The organism is Vibrio sp. NH-7 (assembly GCF_053643215.1).
Genome location: NZ_CM132187.1, coordinates 2,362,092 through 2,380,772, shown reverse-complemented (window position 1 = coordinate 2,380,772; position 18,681 = coordinate 2,362,092). Strand labels below are relative to the sequence as shown.

General features: G+C 41.6%; 16 protein-coding genes and 2 pseudogenes. 4 read left to right on the top strand and 14 right to left on the bottom strand.

Annotated elements, in window-relative coordinates:
* The first annotated feature begins 20 nt into the window (after positions 1 to 20).
* Positions 21 to 374: an Hpt domain-containing protein gene (locus ACUALS_RS11040; RefSeq protein WP_269977273.1), complete on the top strand. Its 354-nt coding sequence runs from the start codon at positions 21 to 23 to the stop codon at positions 372 to 374.
* Here ACUALS_RS11040 and ACUALS_RS11035 read toward each other — a convergent pair.
* The 3 genes and pseudogenes from ACUALS_RS11035 to ACUALS_RS11025 all read right to left on the bottom strand — a co-directional run.
* A complete protein-coding gene (locus ACUALS_RS11035) occupies positions 349 to 2,004 on the bottom strand; it encodes an ATP-binding protein (RefSeq protein ID WP_454448363.1) in 1,656 nt (551 codons plus the stop codon). The two genes, ACUALS_RS11040 and ACUALS_RS11035, sit on opposite strands and share 26 nt — an antisense overlap.
* A gap of 9 nt (positions 2,005 to 2,013) precedes the next feature.
* A complete protein-coding gene (locus tag ACUALS_RS11030) occupies positions 2,014 to 2,829 on the bottom strand; it encodes a phosphate/phosphite/phosphonate ABC transporter substrate-binding protein (protein ID WP_331398971.1) in 816 nt (271 codons plus the stop codon).
* A gap of 252 nt (positions 2,830 to 3,081) precedes the next feature.
* Positions 3,082 to 3,410 (bottom strand): annotated as a pseudogene (locus tag ACUALS_RS11025) (IS5/IS1182 family transposase); the annotation flags it as partial.
* A 418-nt stretch (positions 3,411 to 3,828) separates the two neighbouring features.
* Here ACUALS_RS11025 and ACUALS_RS11020 point away from each other — a divergent pair.
* Positions 3,829 to 3,957 (top strand): cyclic-phosphate processing receiver domain-containing protein, encoded by a 129-nt coding sequence (locus ACUALS_RS11020; RefSeq protein WP_454449252.1) that lies wholly within the window; start codon positions 3,829 to 3,831, stop codon positions 3,955 to 3,957.
* Between the two features lie 120 nt (positions 3,958 to 4,077).
* On the opposite strand, the gene ACUALS_RS11015 is transcribed toward ACUALS_RS11020, so the two are convergent.
* The 5 genes from ACUALS_RS11015 to ACUALS_RS10995 all read right to left on the bottom strand — a co-directional run bounded on the left by ACUALS_RS11015 (position 4,078) and on the right by ACUALS_RS10995 (position 8,030).
* Positions 4,078 to 5,070, bottom strand: a complete 993-nt coding sequence (locus ACUALS_RS11015; protein ID WP_331398972.1) for a hypothetical protein — start codon at positions 5,068 to 5,070, stop codon at positions 4,078 to 4,080.
* Between the two features lie 141 nt (positions 5,071 to 5,211).
* Positions 5,212 to 5,736 carry a hypothetical protein gene (locus tag ACUALS_RS11010; RefSeq protein WP_331398973.1) on the bottom strand — a complete coding sequence of 175 codons (525 nt, stop codon included), beginning with the start codon at positions 5,734 to 5,736 and terminating at the stop codon, positions 5,212 to 5,214.
* Between the two features lie 19 nt (positions 5,737 to 5,755).
* Positions 5,756 to 6,061 (bottom strand): hypothetical protein, encoded by a 306-nt coding sequence (locus ACUALS_RS11005; RefSeq protein WP_269977267.1) that lies wholly within the window; start codon positions 6,059 to 6,061, stop codon positions 5,756 to 5,758.
* A gap of 45 nt (positions 6,062 to 6,106) precedes the next feature.
* Positions 6,107 to 7,483: a DEAD/DEAH box helicase gene (locus ACUALS_RS11000; RefSeq protein WP_454448362.1), complete on the bottom strand. Its 1,377-nt coding sequence runs from the start codon at positions 7,481 to 7,483 to the stop codon at positions 6,107 to 6,109.
* A 1-nt stretch (position 7,484) separates the two neighbouring features.
* On the bottom strand, positions 7,485 to 8,030 hold the full coding sequence (locus ACUALS_RS10995) for a hypothetical protein (RefSeq protein ID WP_331398975.1): 546 nt from the start codon (positions 8,028 to 8,030) through the stop codon (positions 7,485 to 7,487).
* A 103-nt stretch (positions 8,031 to 8,133) separates the two neighbouring features.
* Here ACUALS_RS10995 and ACUALS_RS10990 point away from each other — a divergent pair, with 103 nt between their 5' ends.
* Positions 8,134 to 8,463, top strand: a complete 330-nt coding sequence (locus ACUALS_RS10990; RefSeq protein WP_331398976.1) for a helix-turn-helix domain-containing protein — start codon at positions 8,134 to 8,136, stop codon at positions 8,461 to 8,463.
* 38 nt (positions 8,464 to 8,501) lie between these two features.
* Here the strand turns inward: ACUALS_RS10990 and dinB are convergent, their stop codons facing one another.
* The 5 genes from dinB to ACUALS_RS10965 form a co-directional block, all read right to left on the bottom strand.
* The gene (gene dinB / locus ACUALS_RS10985) at positions 8,502 to 9,551 is read right to left on the bottom strand and encodes a DNA polymerase IV (protein WP_454448361.1); all 1,050 of its coding nucleotides are present in this window, start codon (positions 9,549 to 9,551) and stop codon (positions 8,502 to 8,504) included.
* 173 nt (positions 9,552 to 9,724) lie between these two features.
* Positions 9,725 to 11,089 (bottom strand): tyrosine-type recombinase/integrase, encoded by a 1,365-nt coding sequence (locus ACUALS_RS10980; RefSeq protein WP_331398979.1) that lies wholly within the window; start codon positions 11,087 to 11,089, stop codon positions 9,725 to 9,727.
* A 1-nt stretch (position 11,090) separates the two neighbouring features.
* Complete coding sequence (locus ACUALS_RS10975; protein WP_331402602.1) at positions 11,091 to 11,612, bottom strand: hypothetical protein; 522 nt, start codon at positions 11,610 to 11,612, stop codon at positions 11,091 to 11,093.
* Between the two features lie 11 nt (positions 11,613 to 11,623).
* On the bottom strand, positions 11,624 to 14,047 hold the full coding sequence (locus ACUALS_RS10970; RefSeq protein WP_454448360.1) for an integrase: 2,424 nt from the start codon (positions 14,045 to 14,047) through the stop codon (positions 11,624 to 11,626).
* Complete coding sequence (locus tag ACUALS_RS10965) at positions 14,041 to 16,380, bottom strand: hypothetical protein (RefSeq protein ID WP_454448359.1); 2,340 nt, start codon at positions 16,378 to 16,380, stop codon at positions 14,041 to 14,043. Before ACUALS_RS10965 ends, ACUALS_RS10970 begins: the two co-directional genes overlap by 7 nt.
* 138 nt (positions 16,381 to 16,518) lie before the next feature.
* Here ACUALS_RS10965 and ACUALS_RS10960 point away from each other — a divergent pair.
* Positions 16,519 to 16,689 (top strand): annotated as a pseudogene (locus ACUALS_RS10960) (DNA polymerase IV); the annotation flags it as partial.
* A gap of 5 nt (positions 16,690 to 16,694) precedes the next feature.
* Here the strand turns inward: ACUALS_RS10960 and ACUALS_RS10955 are convergent.
* Complete coding sequence (locus tag ACUALS_RS10955) at positions 16,695 to 18,626, bottom strand: RecQ family ATP-dependent DNA helicase (protein ID WP_454448358.1); 1,932 nt, start codon at positions 18,624 to 18,626, stop codon at positions 16,695 to 16,697.
* Positions 18,627 to 18,681 lie beyond the last annotated feature (55 nt).

Genomic DNA, 18,681 nt, shown 5'->3' with positions numbered 1-18,681 from the left:
CGATAGAAAGAGAAGTAATTATGACAAAACCTACCTACGTCTTTTCCCCAGACACCATTGCCGGGCTAGTGGGAGAGGAGGGCGTTGAAGAATTGCTCACCGAATATCAGGGGTTGGCCAATCAATATTTAACAATGCCCGCTCCAGCTCTAGGCACAGTGGTCAACGCCACGTTCTATCGCACGGTGCATTCACTGAAGGCGGCCAGCCAGTTTATCGGTGCTGAACGAGTGGCCGAAGAGGCTCTCGCCCTGGAAATGGAATGTAAGAATGGCGCGGTGTGCAGCGTTGCCATCACCACCATGGCGGCCGATCTTCAACTGCAATTAAAAGACATCAATACGCAAATCACGCACTATCTTCAGTCTCGTTGATTGCCTGATCTGAGAGTGAAAGGGGAAAGGCCAGCGTGACAACCACACCGTCGATATCTCGGTTTTGAACGTGAATCACCCCATCATGATGACGCACGATATTGTACGCAAAGGTCAATCCCAGCCCAGTTCCTTGGCCGACGGGTAAGGTGGTAAAGAAAGGATCGTACACACGTTTGAGGTCAGTCGCCTCAATACCCACCCCGTTATCTACCACGTGGATCACCCAACGTTGGCCGTCTTGTTGGACGGCGATGGATATCTGTCCTTCCTCCGGGTTAGGCTTGCGCTCACACGCTTGAATGGCGTTCCTCAGAAGTTCAGTGAATAACTGTCGAAAGTCGTCTGGGTTCACGCGCCATTGGGGTAAGTCAGTGAGCGACGTGCTCACAGTGATACTCAACGTCTCCGGCGGCGCCAGCGTCTCCAGGCAGTGAGTCACTAACTGTTTGAGCAAAATGGGCTCTCGATTGCCTTTTGGTTGATGAAGCTGAGTGGCGTAACGTTGCAACGCCGTGACGATCGCTCGGACCCGGTCCACGCTCACCAGTGCGTCGTTCAGGCTGTCACGAAAGTCTTCCTCTAGACACTCTACGTGATGGGCTTGTTTCCATTGCTCTAGGTCTTGATTAGCTTGAGCATCGCAGCTTTCGCGCAACGCTTCACTGCGCTCAATCCACTTTTGGTAAGTACCTAGGTAGGTCTGGCACATTTGAAGGTTACTGCTCACAGCCCCCATGGGATTGTTGATTTCATGCGCCATTCCAGCAGCCATGGTACCAATCGAAGCCAGTTTCTCCGACTCGACCAGCTTCTCTTGGGTATTTTTGAGTTGTTCGTTCGTGGCCGTCAACTGATGATTGGCCTCGGTCAGCGCTTGCGTGCGCCTTTGTACTCGGGTTTCTAATGTCGCGTTGGCTTCCGCCAACTCGTTATGATAGCGTTCAGCTTTGTCTTCGGACACTTTGATCTGGGCGACCATGTTACTGAAGGCGCGCGATACCGTGGCCAGCTCGTCTCGGCCGTCAGTGCGAACGTCGACATCCCGAGCACCCGCCGCGATGTCGTCTGCGGCCCGTCGCAGTTCGCTCAATCGTTGAGTCAGATACGCTCCGAGTATATAGGAGAATAGCGCCACTAAGGTCATTTCGCCGACCACGATAAGCGTGCTCCATTTCTTGGCCGAATCGATGGCAGCATTAAGGGCCGACATGTCAAAGCCAAGCCACACCGCGCCAAATTCGATTCCAGCTTCGGCGATCGGGCTTGAGACGTCAAAAATACCATCTGTCACTTGATGCGAGCCCTTCTCCAAGCGTGAAGGATCGTGATCACTGGGTACCGAACCGACACTTGACAGTACTTGCCCACCCTCACCGAACACCGCCACATAGACAATGTCTTCGTTGCGTAGCAACTCTTGGGTAAAGGACTCGACGGTCGCCAAATCGTAAGAGAGCACCGCATTTTTGACCGTGGAGGCGAACAAGTCAGAGGTGGAAAAAGCGCGTTGATCCAAACCGTCAAAGTTGGTCGTGCGTAAGTAATTGAGCGTCAACGTCAATAGAATAGCCAACAGCACAGCTTCAATCAGGGCCACTCCGAGGATGGTTTTCAGTCTCAGTGACATGGTTCACACCTAAGGCGTTAGATACTTGTCGAGCAAGGTGATATTTAGGGCGCGGACATCGTCCCAGTCGCTGTCCCGCGCCGGCTCGATCCCCTTGAATTTGAGCCGCCCTAACAGCGCTTGTCCTTCGCTGTCGCCATTCAGTGCCAACATCGCCTCGGCGATCTTCGCGCTTACGTCTGGCGGCAAAGCGGGATGGGTCGCAAATGCATGCGGTGTGTAGCCGGGGGTGCGCCACAACACTTTGAGCTGACTGCGTACCGCCGGATCGGTGTTGTTAAGGGTACGCTCTATTCCACCCCCTGCAGGGAAGAAATCTTTGGCGACGTTGATGTATACCGAATCGTGCGAAGAGACATATTGCGGCGTGAATGTGATCCCCATAGCTTGCAACGACGACCGGGGGACGACACTCGCGGCAAAGGCTGCGGGCGAAGGAAAGGCTAACGTTTCACCGTCCAAATCCTTTAAGTCTTGGATGGGACTGTCACTCTTGGTGATGATGATGCCATGGATCAGCTTGTCTTTTTGTTTGGCAAATGCTTCGTACCCCGGTTTTTGATGGAACACCGTATAGTGATAAGGGTTCATGTAGGCGATGTCGTACTCGCCTTTGAGCACACGTTGCTCAAACTCTGGTATGTCCTTGGCGGTGCGAAAGACGATTTTGTAGCCAGTCTCTTCAGACAGGTGCTGCAAGATCGGTCCCCAGTTTTTGGCGAGGGTGATTGCCGACTGTTGTGGAACTATGCCGAACGTTAGGACGTTTTCCTGAGCCTGCAGTGGCAGCCCGAAGATTAACGCAACCAATACCAACTTTTCCATTTTGTTGTCCTTTCTATAGCCAACCTACCTAAAGCGTAGACAAAAGGTGGAAAAATTCGAACTTATTATGACTTTTCATAGCGTTGACGAAACGAAATGTGGCACAGTCGAGTAGTTTTTAGCTTCCTTGCTTGGTCAGATGGTGGTATTAACGTTAGATATGCCCTCTCCACTTTCGGAAACTTTCAAGTCTTCATGGGCTTTGTTGCTTAGGTCGGTAAGAATACATGATAGTCCAATGCGGATTACTTCTCATACAACATATTGAGTTTCAGGCATACCAACCCCTGTAAGTTTGCTCAGCGATGTGATCATAGCGTAGGTCTTGACAACCTGAACGTTGTACCTTCTTAGGTTTAATTTCCCACCTAACAACAATACATTGCTGCCTCTGACAGCGAGCGCTTATGATAACCATACCGCTTTTTCCACTTCTTGTTAGAACCATGGAGCTTTTGACAACCTACTGCTAAATTACGAGGGCGTCCTTGCTCCCAGAGGACAGCTCCTTCTCGTGGCGGGATTAGTGGAACCGCTCGCTTGATTCGTATAGCATTATGGCAATTCCTTGTGTCATAAGCACACACCCTTATAGATAAAAGGGGAAATTAGCAGAGTCCAACCTACCTTTAACATCCATTCAAGAGTTCTAATTAAGTTACGTTACTGGTGAGAACAAAGAGGGAGCGTGTCGCTTTCTCTTTGCTTGAATACCTGACTGACTATTACCTCTGAGCACAAATACTATTGTGTAGATTAGTTTGAATAGGCGCCAACCGATGTTAACGTTCTTTCTGGGTGATCCAGACTTCGAAAAACTTATTATCGGGCTTACAGAGCAAAGGCGCAGGAATCTAACGGCTTGTTGTAAAAGTACTAACTTTGGATCAATTCAAGCCAAGCTATCCAATAAAAACAATAGGTTATCTGAAAATTTACCTTGATGACGAACGAGCAACTCCGAACGGATAGCATAGGGTTTACTGGCCTGAAGAAGCTATTGCATTACTCAAGCGAGGCAAGGTAACTGAGATCAGTCTTGATCATGATCTTGGTGACGATGAACACGGCACTGTCTATGATGTGGTTGTGTGGATTGAAGAGGCTGTTGCAACGCAAAGTTTTTAACCTATAACACGGGTTCACAGTGCTACCTGATATAGGAAGAGAGGTTTCAAGAATAGAATCGCAATCTTGATCTGCAACGACGAAAATTGAAACCATCTCTATGAATCACACAGTTAAGGTTCAAAATAATCGGTACGGAGATACGTTCAGCTCACTGTTTTTAAGGTAATAATCGTCCCAGCCACGAGTATCAAATGGAACTTGTCTACCTTGTATATCTATATGCAAATAACCTAGCTTTGCACCAACAACAGTTTTCGAACGAGCAATTGGCATCACAATCGCGTTTATCATCTTTTGAGCATCAGATTTTGAAGCGGGTTTATGTACCGAAGCTACTTTATTACCTATCTTCATACACTTACGGATAAAGGTTATATTTTTATCACCAACTTTACCATAAGCCTGACTTCTAAGTTTGCCTAATTCACATGTTGGTTTCTCTAAATTGACAACCCCAAATCGAACACCATAGTCGGTGTATTGATTTTCTCGGTTCGCATATAAAATAGCGATCAAATCGTCATTAGCACTGAATGCCGGATAAAATGAATGTGACTCTTTCATCCAAAAACTATCCAGTTGTGTCGGTCGGTTGAACTCTAAGTTGTATCCATACTTCGCACTTGCTACGAATCCTTCACCGTTGAATTTTAACTGGCGACCAGTTGGCTTTTGATTCAATGAACCACGTTCAGGATCAACGAATCTTGCATTTCGCGTTTGAAGTGAACCATCGCGGTTGAAATACTCTCTGAGGCGGTACAATCCTTGTTCTAAAGTATGTGAACTCACAGAACCATCATCAAAGTGAGTGAACCTCTCTTCTTTGTCATTCACGTAGAATGTTGGCTTTGGTGCCGTTTTTTTTGCTTGAATACAAGGCTCACCCAAGCACATTGCTACCTTTTCTTCACTCGTTGCTGAGCATCCACTAAGAGCCAATACTGACACCCCAATTACAAACAACCCCTGTTTTTTCATAAGTGACATTCGCCTTTTTGTTTTAAACTCTATAAACAACCAATCTTTGTTTTTTAATGTTATCTTGCGATAACACCGTACTCCGCTGTAAATCAGCGCACTTTTACTCGCTAAGATTAAAGACGCCATCACGTACCTTTTGAGCAATTCCTGGTTTCCACAGTTCGTACAGTTTTAGTCTTTCTGGAGAAGGAAATACATCAACGTAATTTCTGCCCCTGATAGAAGCGAGAATCTGCTCTACGGTTCCGATCTTTCTTTGAAACACCCTCATTTGTCCCGTAAAATGTTATCGGTCAAACTTGGCGTATTGGTCGCTTTTAACCTTAGAATCTGGGCGAGTAATTCACTCGTTACTCCTTTTCCAAATTCTGCACGTAAGTGACGTTCCGGATAGTGTTGTAATAGTTCTTCAGATCCAATTTCGCCGCAGGCGTACCATTGGGCATTCAATCCATGTGCGTGGGCTATCATCCGACGCACAGGGTCGTTGTCGTCCATTTGCATCCTGAAGGGTAATTCTGTATTAGGCGCTAATTCATCAGTGGAAAACACACCATGTTCAATAAGGTATGAACGATTATAAAAAGTCCCTAATGGGTAAAGTAGTAGCCCCGCTTCTGACGCTGCATTTTTTAGCTTTTCGATAGCTTGAAAATCCGGTTCCACCATTTCTAACAGTGTCTTTGTACGAGTATGGAACCATTCTTTATACTTGGTGTGCACACTTGCATTACGTTGAAAATACTCATTCGAATAAAGTAAACTAAGCGTATCAAAATATAAAATCTTCACTGAAACCACCTAGTCCGTATTAGGCATAGTTAAAATGGTGCTTCATGAAAAAATCCAGATGACATCCTCTTTCTAACGCTCTTTCCTCAATTTGCTTCCATAAGAGTGGTAAATAGGTTTTCAGATCTTCCGCTTCCGATTGATGATATTCATCCTCACAGTCCCCTGCAGCAGCTTTTAGCCACTCTGAAGGGGTTAAAATAGTGAGCCCAAGATGAAAATACTCTGGAATGGCTGCCCGTATTGATTCTTCGCTACCGCTAGCAACATACATTGTGAGGCCTTCACCTGTTGCGTAATAATGGCTAACACCGATGTAGAACATACCAACTCCTTAGAAGTGTATTGCTTGATGGAATATCATCGCCGTTTATAAAAAAGCTGAAACGACACGTTCACGAAATCGTCCTAACCAGATTTCATCGAAAATATCCTCAGAACCCCGACCAGATGAGGAATGTTTAGATTGAATTCCCCAATCTAACTGGCTATATCCTTTGATGGCTTTTTTTGACGCAGATTCGGCTTCACCGTTTTGATTAGTTGCTTGCAGATCTGGGACGAACTCTTCTTTACCGATTTTGGCAAAGAGACAGGTTTCAGGAATGTCATGTTCTATACGTTCCGCGTAGTCAATTAAATTTTGCTCGGCAAACGTATAAAGCCAGGCTTGTTGATTTGAGCTGTCGTTGACTCGTAATATCCGGCCAAGTACTTGTCTAAAGTAAAGCTCTGTTTTTACGGAGCTGATATGACAACACACCTGTAAACGGGGAATATCGGTACCTTCGCTTATCATGCCGACACTCACAATCCATTGCGTCGTTCCTGTTTGATAAGCCTTAATTTCAGATTGAGGATCGTCATGATGGTAGGTCACTAATGTTGTCGACTGAGCAAATTTTTCAACCAATATTTTTTGTACTTGTTTGGCATGCTTCACTGACGAGGCAACAACGAGACCACCGGCATTAAAAGATTCTTTGCGGATTTCACTGAGTTTCTGACATCCCAAGCCGAGGATATACTCCATCGCTTGAGTATTATGAATCACATCCTGATAAGATGTTTTCGATTGCTTAAGGAGCTCAAGAATAGAAGCAAATGATCTCTTCTCGGAACCTTCTGAAATCGTTAAGTGTTCATTATCAACCAAAACTATTTTAGGCTTACGGCAGACATTGTCCGCTATAGCTTGGGCTAAACCATACTGATAATCACAAAATAGCTTGCCTTCCGGATCACTATATTCAGCCAAGACGATCGGAAATTTATCTGAGCGCCAAGGAGTACCCGACAAAGCTAAAGTATAGGTGGCAACACCTTGTATACGGGCTAATATCTGCTGTCCCCAAATGTTCGCTCTTTCTGGTTCATCACCAGAACAGTGATGTATTTCATCAAATACAATAAGCAACCGATATTTTTCAATGGTTCGCCAAAAGTCGTCTCCTAAGTACTGAATGGACTGATAAGTAAGTGACTGACCAATTGAGCCTAGACTTCCGTTGAATGGACAATTGATGGTTATCGAAAACGTAGTTCTCATGCTACCTGCTACAGAAACAGAAGGTGAAAAACAAAGAATGAGGTCAATCATACCTTTATTAAGTAGTGTGTTAGCCAGTGTAGCTGCCATGATGCTTTTTCCGGCTCCAGGTGTCGCCTGACAGAAAAAATGATTAAAACCGGATTTGTACTTTTCCATTGCGTGAGTGACGCATTCTGCTTGCCATTTTCTTAACATACTACGCTCTCTCGTGTGACAACGAATTCAGCATATTCGTAATAGCGTTAATATTGCCCATAAATAAAGCTGCCCTTTCGTTAGCGGCGACATGCAGACGTTCAAGGAGCTGAAATTGCTCGGGATATTGTTCTTTTAACGTTTTGTACTTGTCTATCTCACCAAAAGTAACTTCCAGCTCTCCCTTTAACCGATTGCGCTCAATCAATAGTTCTGAGTAATCGCTATTGCCTTTATTCGCAACTGATACTTTAGGGATGATCTTTTTTACACGTGATTTAGGTTTACGAGGTTCAAAAGAGAGCGATTTAAACTCGTCCGTTTTGAAGTAACGTTTTTCTCTACCAGAACCTTCACAGCGCAACCATCCACATTCTATGCACTTTAATAGTTGTCGATAAACAATCTTGCGGAGTTCATTGATATCTTTAGGGCTTTCGGGGAACATACGGGCGACATCTCTAGCCTCAACAACTGAGAATCCATCCATCTTCTTTTCTATCAACAACTTATAAACATATACGTTTATCTTTTGAGAACGTTTCATTTACTACTCGAACAACACAAACACTAAGTATTGCTTAGTATACATAAATAAGTAAAACTAAGACAATCTTAGTCTTAATGAGTACCACAAGTATGAAGCATAAGTGTCAACAGACAACCCTATCCCAAAGCGCCTCAAAGAAGCCCGTAAGAAAATGAAAATCTCTCAAAAATCACTGGGGATTTGCATAGGTATGGATGAAGGGGTAGCAAGTGCACGCATGAATCAGTATGAGAGAGGAGTGCATACTCCCGATGTTCGGACGCTAAAGCTGTTGGCTAAAGAGCTAGGGGTACCTTTGAACTATTTCTTCTGCGAAGATGCTGAATCAGCAGAGTTAGCAACTGAGATTTCAAAACTATCTATAGAGCAAAGAAACCAAGTGCTTAATTTTATTCATAGTCTTCAAAAAGGAGATGAGTTCGAAGATTAACATTATGAAATATAAGTAAATGTGAAAATGAGTTCTCGCTAGAACAAAGTCATTTGGTCACTGTCCTTCTCTGTGTTCAGACTAACAGAGATACCGATCAACCTGATGCCTCGATTTTGTTGCCTTCCTAACCCTTCTTTCAATAATTCTAAGAAGAAATCTTTATTTAACTGCAATTTTTTGTGTTCGACAGTGGTTTGCTTGAAGTCCTGAAACTTTAGCTTTAACCCTTGCTTGATGATGTCGTTATCATGTGAGGCTTTTTGTAGCCTTTCAACGAGCTTTGGATAAAGCATATCAATCGCTTCGATGCATTCTTGTTCCGAATAAATGTCAGTTTGAAAAGTTCTTTCTACACCGACGGACTTCCGAATCCGGCTTGTTTCAACTTTACGGTTATCGATGCCATGGCACCTTTCCCACAAGACTTGGCCGAATTTACCAAAATTATTTAAAAGAACATGATGGTCACATTCTTTGATGTCTTTACCATTATAAAGATCAAGCTTATGTAATTTATCTAAAGTTACCTTGCCTACACCTGATATTTTCCCTAATTCAAGTTGTTCAATAAAGCTGTCTACTTGATGCGGCGGAATAACGCAGATACCGTTGGGTTTATTAACATCTGATGCCACTTTAGCAACAAACTTCAACGGAGCGACTCCTGCGCTTGCGGTCAGATTTAACTCACTCCAGATAGCTTTTCTGATATCTTCAGCAATCAAAGTAGCGGACCCATGAAAAAGCGGGGAGTCTGTGACATCAAGGTAGGCTTCATCTAATGAAAGTGGCTCGATAAGATCAGTGTATCTCGAAAAAATCTCATGGATCTGTTTTGAAACTGCTTTGTATTTATCCATGTTGCCGGGTACAACAGTTAACTGGGGGCATAGTTTTAGAGCTTTGGCTGTAGGCATGGCAGAATGCAGACCAAATTGCCGAGCTTCATAGTTGCATGTTGAAAGAACCCCACGTCCATACTGAGAACCACCAATTGCGATAGGAATTCCTCGTAGTTCGGGGTTGTCTCTCGCTTCAACGGCTGCGTAGTAACAGTCAAGATCTATGTGGATGATTTTCTGCACCAAAACGGTTAACCTAATAGATTAAAAATATAATCACCCAAACTGCTTTACAGACGTTGAAAAATCAATTGGGTGTTTTATGGTTAAACCTAAATTATATGCCATACCTGTTTTAATATACAGTGTTTTGGGGTTTACTCATTTTTCATCTGCATGGGGATGTAAAATCAAAGTTATGTATTCACGCATCTATCTATATCACGCTCAAAGCTATTAAGCATTTCATCTAAACGCAAATCGTACTCAACGCGTGTTAGCTCTTTGCTTTGGTACATGCTTCTAATATCGGAAAGTTGACGTTTCATAAGCGCCACACTGTTTTTTAATGAAACGGCATTATACGTTTCTGTGTAACCGTTAATCTCTTCAAATACTAAGTCGATATAGGTATCCAATGAACTTAGCATTTTGTGACCAGTCCATTGCATTAGCTGTTGTTTGAATGCTTTTGTGTGAAGTAAGTGCTTACGAAAATCATCCTTGTTGTTTATCTCATTATGAGTAAGGATCATGTCTTTCAACTTGTTGGTAATAAATGCATGTCTCCAAAGGTGGGCATGTAATTCACCGTCTATACCTATCACTCTTTTCCATTCATTTAAGTAAGTCCCCCAACTATCTGCAGAAAGTGATAGCCCATTGTTTAAGTTAATGAAAAGCATGTCATGCTTTACTTTTTTCTTTTTCATCACTCTTTTTCTAACTTTGACATACTGAGAAATGTAATCCAGGACGATTTTTGGCACGGGAATATAGCGAGTCGTTTTATCATCCCTTCGTTTTAATGTATGTACCTTAATGTTGCCTGTTCTCTTGGCTTCTTCATAATCAGAGAGTGTGATCATGTGAAACTCTGTAATTCTGGCACCGAGCTGTTCCATTGTTACGTACATCGCTTTATCCCGAGTACGTTTGTCCCTTCCTACTGGTTGAGACATAAGGTATTCCCATAGTTTTAAAGCATCATCAGAGGACACTGGATGCCTTGACTTGATAGCATCCTTGGACGGTATGCAAGGATGAGAAGTTTTGATACCTTCTTTATATCCCTTTTGTCCTTCAATTTTTATTTTGTATGGTTTTTCTACCGTTTGTATAGCGTTGGCTTTATCACTTCCGATAAAGTTAGTCAGATCATGGAACTCCTGTACAAATTTGAGGAAGTCCAGGCATCTTTCAGCAATATCAATGACTCGATTATTAGATCTCTTTAGCTCGCCTAGTGGTTCTCTTTGGGTCTGTAAATTCTGAACAAAAAGCCTAAACAAAGCATCGGTAAGTTGGCTAAATGAGCTAATTGATGGTTGATTCTCGACAAAACGAATAAGGTGGATGATTAACCCTGCTTCTTGTTTCAATGTCGAATTTGCAACGTTGTCTAATAGTCGCTTGTGAACATACATATTTGCTTCATAGCATGGAACGTGGTTACTCCATGTAAAAAATTGTATATCTTTGGGTTTATTTAAAACCAATTTATTATCGAGAGGACTAACATAGCTCCAGAATTCAAAGTCTTTTAACTTACGATAGGGCATGTTAAAGCTCCCCATCAAGCGTGTAATCTAGTTTCGTCTGTACTTCTTTGTTGAATCTACGATAAAGTTCTTTTCTGTCTTCTACAGAACCATCATCTTCTGCGAGTTGTTTAAGTTTAGATCGAAGATCGCTGATTATAGTTGTAAGTAAGAAATTACTACGGGTAGTAATATCTAATTCATCCTTTAACTTATTTACTGTGTTTTTTAGCCCCGTTTTGGTTTGTTTGTTGGCCTTATTGCCTTCAATCGCTCCCTCAATCGCAGATTTTGCATTTAAACGTAATTCATTGAGTTCAAGGAAGCCTCGCTCTAAAAGTGCTTCAGATGTAGTTTTGAGGGTATTTAAAGAGCATGAGGTAATTTCTTCTTCCTCATTTTCATATTTAGCTATGCCGCCTTGAGAGTTGAGTGCTTTAATAAGCACGTTATTACCCTTGAAATTATCTGGTTCGGTAATAACTTTTTTTAAAAACTCTGCGGTGTTTAGCACTTTTAATTGATTGATTTCTTTAGCTTCCATTGTGGTCCGCCTTAATTTTTCTCATTGAATGTCAGTACTAAATTGAATGTTTTTTCTGTACTTCCCTCTGAATTTGTCACACTAAAAAATTCAGGCTCAAGAGAGATAGTTTCATCATCTAGTAATTGGAGAATTTCATTTTCTATTACTTGCTGTTTTTCAATTTGACTAATGTGAGGAACGGTCTCGTAATCATCTTCGTAAAAGTCATCAGCTGTATTGCTGAGAGAGTTGATCATCACTTCAGCGTTTTCATTACCAGTTAAACGGGTAGCGAGGAGTTTACGAAGTGTTCTGAGTTGTTCGGTATCGAGCTCATTAGCTGTTTTGTCGATAACGCTACTAGCGAGAACACTGGCTTTTGCACCATTTAGTACCTCACCGGTTTCTGACTCTGAAATATAGTGGTAGAGGTGTTCCATATCTGTGTGGCCCAACATCCAACGAAGTGCATCCAGGCTTTCTTTTTTCTTTGACCAAAAGAAAACCAGTGCGAAGAAGCGCCTGAGTTGGTGTTGACGGATGTAATTCCGGCGGTATTCGCCATTGTCCATTAACACTAAATCCGTTTCTAGGTAATCACAAAGGGCATTATAGTGTCCATCGAAGCTTATTGGGATTACTTTGGAGAGAGAACAAGATTTGGACTGTAGGTAGTTAAAAAGTGATAGCTTACCTTTGTTTAGTCCAGAATCTTCAGCCTTTCTATTAAATTCTTCCAGTTTCCAAATAAATTTTGCAATAGAGGTAGGAATAGGGCGAGTAATGGTTTGATTTTCCCCTTTATTACCTGATTTTTTTAATTTGAATTGTAAGCTGTACTTGGGGGCGATTAATCCATCTTCCCCTTTTTCAACAATGCATTCCTTTTCACCACTAGTAAAAGGATTTTTGTTGGGTACCAAGTTTCCATATGGTTTGAGATCAATCAATTCATCTTGTCGTCTAGCCATAATTGCACCAACCAAAAATTGAATAGAGCCTTGTAATACGCAGAACAAATCAAAAAGGCTCTCATTGTTTCTAATACGTTGATGGCGGTTAGGAGTATTGAGTTCAAAAGCATTAACTTGTTTGATCCCTTTTTTTAACCACTCACTGCTGACGCAATTAATTGCATCCGTATCGAACCAATGGTTACGCTCAGATGAAGACATTTCTCCATGGATCTTTTCATTGTATGATTTCTGATGACGTTGAGGCTTGAGTTTATTGCTATCTGAATCTGAAGATTTACCTTTACCTTCAATCAAGGCTGTTAAGCATTGTTCCAATATTTCATCTTGGTTTTCTTTCGTAAATGTATAGCTCTGGTCAATTAGATTAAAAACAAATGAAGGAGATAAAGTTCGAGTGCGTTTTGTTTTTTTTAGTCTCACCCCTTTAATATCATTAATGGTTTCAACCGTGAGCGTGTCTGGAATAATATTCGGGGTGCAGGCATCTTGACGGTCTAGGTTAGTATGTATCAGTTTAAGAACTGAAATATACTGTCTTAAACTAGAAGAATTCATACCACGACTATTGTCTTTATTGTTAATGGGTTTATATTCGGTTGTTATACTTTGTGGTTTTAGATGGAATTCAACAAAGTTAGATATTCTGATGTCATCAGATAAACATTTTCCACCTAAAACAAGGCTACCTAATACTGCTCCATTGCCATTATACTTGGGTATGTTTTGATAAGTGCGGTAATACCCTTGCTTAAATAACCATGCACTTGCTTTTTGCCTATTATTGGGGTTGATATAAATATCTTCGGATGCCAGCGTGGAATTTAGGTAAGGGTATTGTGCAACGAATTTTTCGCATTCTTCGTCGCTGATTGTTTTTGTGCCATTGTCGACTAGTTTTTTGATTCTTTCTTCAAATCTATAAACTCCTTCTGTTGCACCATAAGTAGCCATTTGAGTGAAAATAGTCAGCCAAAAATTTGTATCCACAAACGATAGTTGATATTTTGCTAATAGAAGTTCTTTCGCATTCAGCAAAATAGCATTGATTAATCTGATAACATAGTAAACTTTTGTTAATATTGTTTTGGAAGCCAACTCGACTTTACCGCTGTTTTCCAATGGGTTAGCTGTGGCAGTTATCCAATACTTAAAGGCGTTGAGAAGCTTGGCGTGTTTGGGAGCTGTGAGTTTTTCTCCATCATCAAGAATAACAGTATTCCATCGAATGAATTTTGGAGTGTCTAAGAGGGTTAATTTCCAAATCGGCGCTTCGAATTCTGAATCTAGCCATGAAGGTACGCGGTCATCGTAGTCATAGATGCCGGTATTGTGGTTTGTGATCATTCTAAACACTGTGAAATCATTACTAGCTAGAGATGCTTCGTAAACGCTTTCAAATTCTTTTTTTGAAAGGGAGCTTAATGAACGTTCTTCTGATTTGATATCTTCAATCAGTTTTAGATGAGACTTTAGCATGTTAACGCCCTCATGATTATACTGCTATCAATTGGATTAGCTTTAGCGTCTTCTAACATCTGTTTGTAGTCTTCTTCTTCCTTGTACATGTCGGTTTCAAGAGATAAGAGGATGAATAATGCACATTGATACCAATGCTCGACAACTTCTTTTAATTGGGTTTTTGTGTCTACAGTCTCCATTATCGCTTTTATAGTAATCAGAAGTTGCAGTAATGCTGTACTGATGGTGAAAACCATCCCATCAAATGCACTAATAACATCTTTTACTTGTGATTGATTTTTCACTTCGTGACCTAAGTGAAATGGAATGTCACAAATACCGTGATTCTCAAGGAATTCAGCTATATTTTTTTCTGAGATATCAATGGCATCCAAAAGATATGGAGAGTCCTTCATTGCCTCTGATAAAATAGCATTCTGAAATTGCCGTATAACTCGATCAACAAAAAAGTCCATAAGGGGCTTGGGAAGATAGCTGCCTTCTAACAACTTTAAATTAAGTTCTTTATGCCCTAAGGCTCTGGCGACAGCACTCATGGATTTCGTTTCCAGATAGATTTGTAACCCTCTGTGCCGACGTAGTGAACGAAGTGAGAATATATCAGAGATAACATTGATATCATCCTGATTAATAAGTGCACTGTTTTTTGGTAAATAGTCGTTGTTCTTTAATTCTTGGTAAAATCCCGAGTCTATACTTAACGAGTTGTTTAAATTTGAGTACACGATTGCTTTATTATGTGTGGCAATAATGATCATCTTTCGCCAGTTTTTATCGCCAAGTGACTTCAGGCGTGCTCTGGCTATAGTTGTGTGCTCAATTAAAAAGTCTACTATAGCCTTCGTTTCTTCATTGAGAATCAACTCTTGTTGAGCAAGTGTTACACCTCTTCGCTTTTTGAGTGATACCGCTATCCACTGATTGCCAACTTGCTTAAAACCAACTTGACGGCCTTTTTTATCAAATAATTCCCACTCTTGAAGCCAACTTGGAGTAATTTTAGGGTGGGACAATATTAGTAGTGACAAGATAGCATTCATTGTCGTCCTAGTAGGAAGAGCTAATTCTTTAGCAAGTGTTGGTGCTAGACAATCGAATCCTAAAAAACCTGCATAATTAGAATGTTCCGCTCCAATACCATGATGGTAAAAAGTAGCAATGGTGTTTTCAAGGTTTTTTGGGCCAATAGGGTATTGAGAATTACGTGATGGATTTTTTAAGGGTTTAATATCACCATTTTGAACATAACTTGCATTACGAGCGTGAATGGCTTTTGTTTGTTCAAAAATATGAGTGCATACGGTTTTTATGTGGTTTAAGTCTTGATTTAGCCGTAAGTGAACGGTCTTAACTGCTTCTTCATCTTTAATATGCAGGTCAATGTCTTCAAACCAACGTTGAGATTCTTTCGCTGTTGCGTTACCGCCAATACTGAATGATAAGTCGTCATTGACAGGCTCTTTCCATGTCGGAGTTAAGAACGGCTTTAATGGGGCATCAAAAATCCCTGTTTGTATAAAACATTGAGAATAAGTGTTAACAGCCTCCAGCCACTTTGAATAGAACGTTTTTTCATCATTACCTTGAATTTTTACCTTGGCGAACTGGATATCCATTATTTCAGCGAAGTATTTTTGTACATTTTTAGCTGATAATTTGACTTTTAGTTCTTCAAGTGTCTGGGCTCTATGCAGGGTAAATCCATTCAAGACACAGGAACAAAGGAAAGACATTTTAGTCTTTAATGTAGTTAATATTGTAGTTAACCCAAAGTTCTTTAATGCAATGTGAATTTTTTTAGTAAAATCGTCACCATATCTACAATAAATGGGATCGAGATTGACCTGAAGATCCTTTCCCTCTTTTGATTTTATTGCCCAGCCATTGAGATAATTCAATTTGTCATTATCGAGAGAAAGGTGACGATATAAATCAATGCAATGTTGGGCATCATCTGTGATTTTTTTCGTTCTTAAGTCGATTTTTTGGAAACTAAGATCTAAAGATAGAGCCATATGACTAAATATTTTATTGGCATACATTGCCCTGCGATAAGAGGTTACTAGAGATGCATCTGCTTCTGCGTAGATGAAGCCCACGAAAGTTTGAATGTGCTGATTAAATGATTGACTGTCATTTAATATGCGCAAACTAGAAAAGTTTTTAGGTTCGGACTCCGTTACTAGAAGATATGCAGCATAAATATTCAATATTTGGTTGCGATGATCCTCAAATATATTGGCTTCTACAAAGGGGATCAGATACTGGAAGTACTCACTAGAGCGAATAGTTTGTAACTTTGATAACGAGTTGAGAATTGTGGTATTCATGTATTACCTATAACTACTGTATATAAATACATAATATGAATAAATTGACAACTGTCAATGTATAATTGACTACTTATTTTTTTCATTTATCAATTTAAACAATAAGTTATGATAGTGTTGACAATTATGTGCTATTGGGAATACCAACCAACCACGATTGAACACATTCATTCAGAGCTCGATCTCGACCATTTTAAGCAACTCCTACGAGATATCCTCAAGCGCCAAAATGGTCGAGAAATTCGATTGTTAGGCTTGAGTGTCATGCTCAAGCCAGAACTTCAAACTAAGCAATTAAGTTTCTTCTAGTTGGTTTACCGAGTTTGTTCAACCCACTGTTTAACCTCTTTAAATGGGGTGCTCTCATATTGCCCATATCCAGGAAGCGTACGCGCTCTAATCTTGGTAAAAAATGGAGTGGCAATCCCACATAGAAATTTCGTTTTCAGCTGTGACGTGAGCGGTCTCCTTGTTTTCTCTTCCAACTGAGTAAGCCAACCGTCAATTAAGTGCTTGTTAGAGTCTGGTTGAGGGCATTTGGGCAATACGGCGATCTCTCCTCGACAAACGCTGCAATGTCCACACTGCGTTGGGGCAGCTTGGTCTCCAAAATAGTGTGCCAGCCTTGAGCTTAAGCACTGTTCCGATTGGAAAAAATCGATTAAGTGATGAATGCGCGAAATATCGCTGCTCTCTTTTTCATGGAATAGAGTTGCTAGTTTTGACACCACAGCGCTAATATTTGGCGCTTTTTCGACATGGTAAACCTCAGTCATTAACTTACTTTCAAGCTCAATCCACCCCTTCTCATTAAAATAATCGAGCGCCGCGATAGCACGGGCGCGGTCGCCTTGAAACTGGTGCCACAGCGTATCAAAGTCTACCTGACACCAAGTTCTGGCTTGCGGAGAGCAATTAAACAACGCTTGAATGAATTGGCGACGTTCAGGATCAAAGTGGTCAATAATACGTTGCTTGTCGAGTAAGAATTTAAATCGATAATCGGCAAAATAACTGTATTTAGAACGTATCACCCCTTCCATTTCCAAATAGACCAGAAGGGTTTTTAACGGCAGTTGGCGGATATTACAATCAGAAGATAGACGGCTCAGCACGATCTCCCACTGAGGGACCGATTGTTGCGCTTGTTCAATGACGCTCTGGATTTCATCGGGTTCAGGGGTATCGCCATAGATAAAGTTTTCAAGCGTACTGATGCCATTTTGGTTGCCGAGTAAAACGCAATGAGAGAGGTTGCCATCTCTACCTGCTCGACCGATTTCTTGAGCATAATTTTCAATAGATTTTGGTAAGTCGTAGTGGATGACTCGACGTATGTCGGATTTGTCTACGCCCATGCCGAATGCAATCGTCGCGACAATGCAGTCTATGTCACCTCTCATAAAGTGGCTTTGAATCTGCTCTCGATCGTCATTGCTCATACCCGCGTGATAGGCATTCGCATTGATACCACTCTCACGAAGTAGTGTTGCTACTTGTTCAGCGGCACTTTGTAGAGTGACATAAACGATGGTTGGCGCTTTGGAATTGGATTGAAGCAGTTTGACCAGTGTTTCGGGCTTTTGGTCATCATCACAAGGTGTGACCGAAATATCGAGGTTGGGGCGGTAGAATCCAGTGGTCACGATATGGTTTGGTTCGATGGAGAACTTTTGCTGCATATCTTGAATAACAGCCTGTGTTGCCGTGGCGGTTAAAAGTAGCACTTGCTCAATGTTGAGCTCTTTCTGGTATAGCGGCAGCTTAAGGTAGTCAGGGCGAAAGTTATGTCCCCACTCAGAGATACAGTGGGCTTCATCAACCACTAATAATGAGATGGGAACCTGTGAGATAAATTGGCGAAAACGCTCGTTTTTAAGTCGTTCTACTGAAATCATCAACACCTTTATTTGCCCTTGCTTTACGCCATCCATAACTTGTCGAGATTCCTCTTTTGTTTGGCTGGAATCAATGGACGCGGCGGGTATCTGCTTGCTTTTGAGAAACTCGAGTTGGTCTTTCATTAACGCAAGAAGTGGAGACACAACCAAGGTTAAGTGCGGCAACATCACCGCGGGCAGTTGATAGCAGAGAGATTTTCCAGACCCTGTTGGAAAGATGGCGGCTGAAGAGTGACGTTCTAGGACATGCTCGATCACTTGTTGTTGCCCCAACCTGAGTGACTCGAAGCCGAAAATACGATTCAGGGTGTGTTGAATATCCGGTTGATGGTTTGAAGGTTCCATAGTGCCTTTGCCAGTATCTTTCCGTTGCAATGCACACTATTCTAGGAGGAATCGC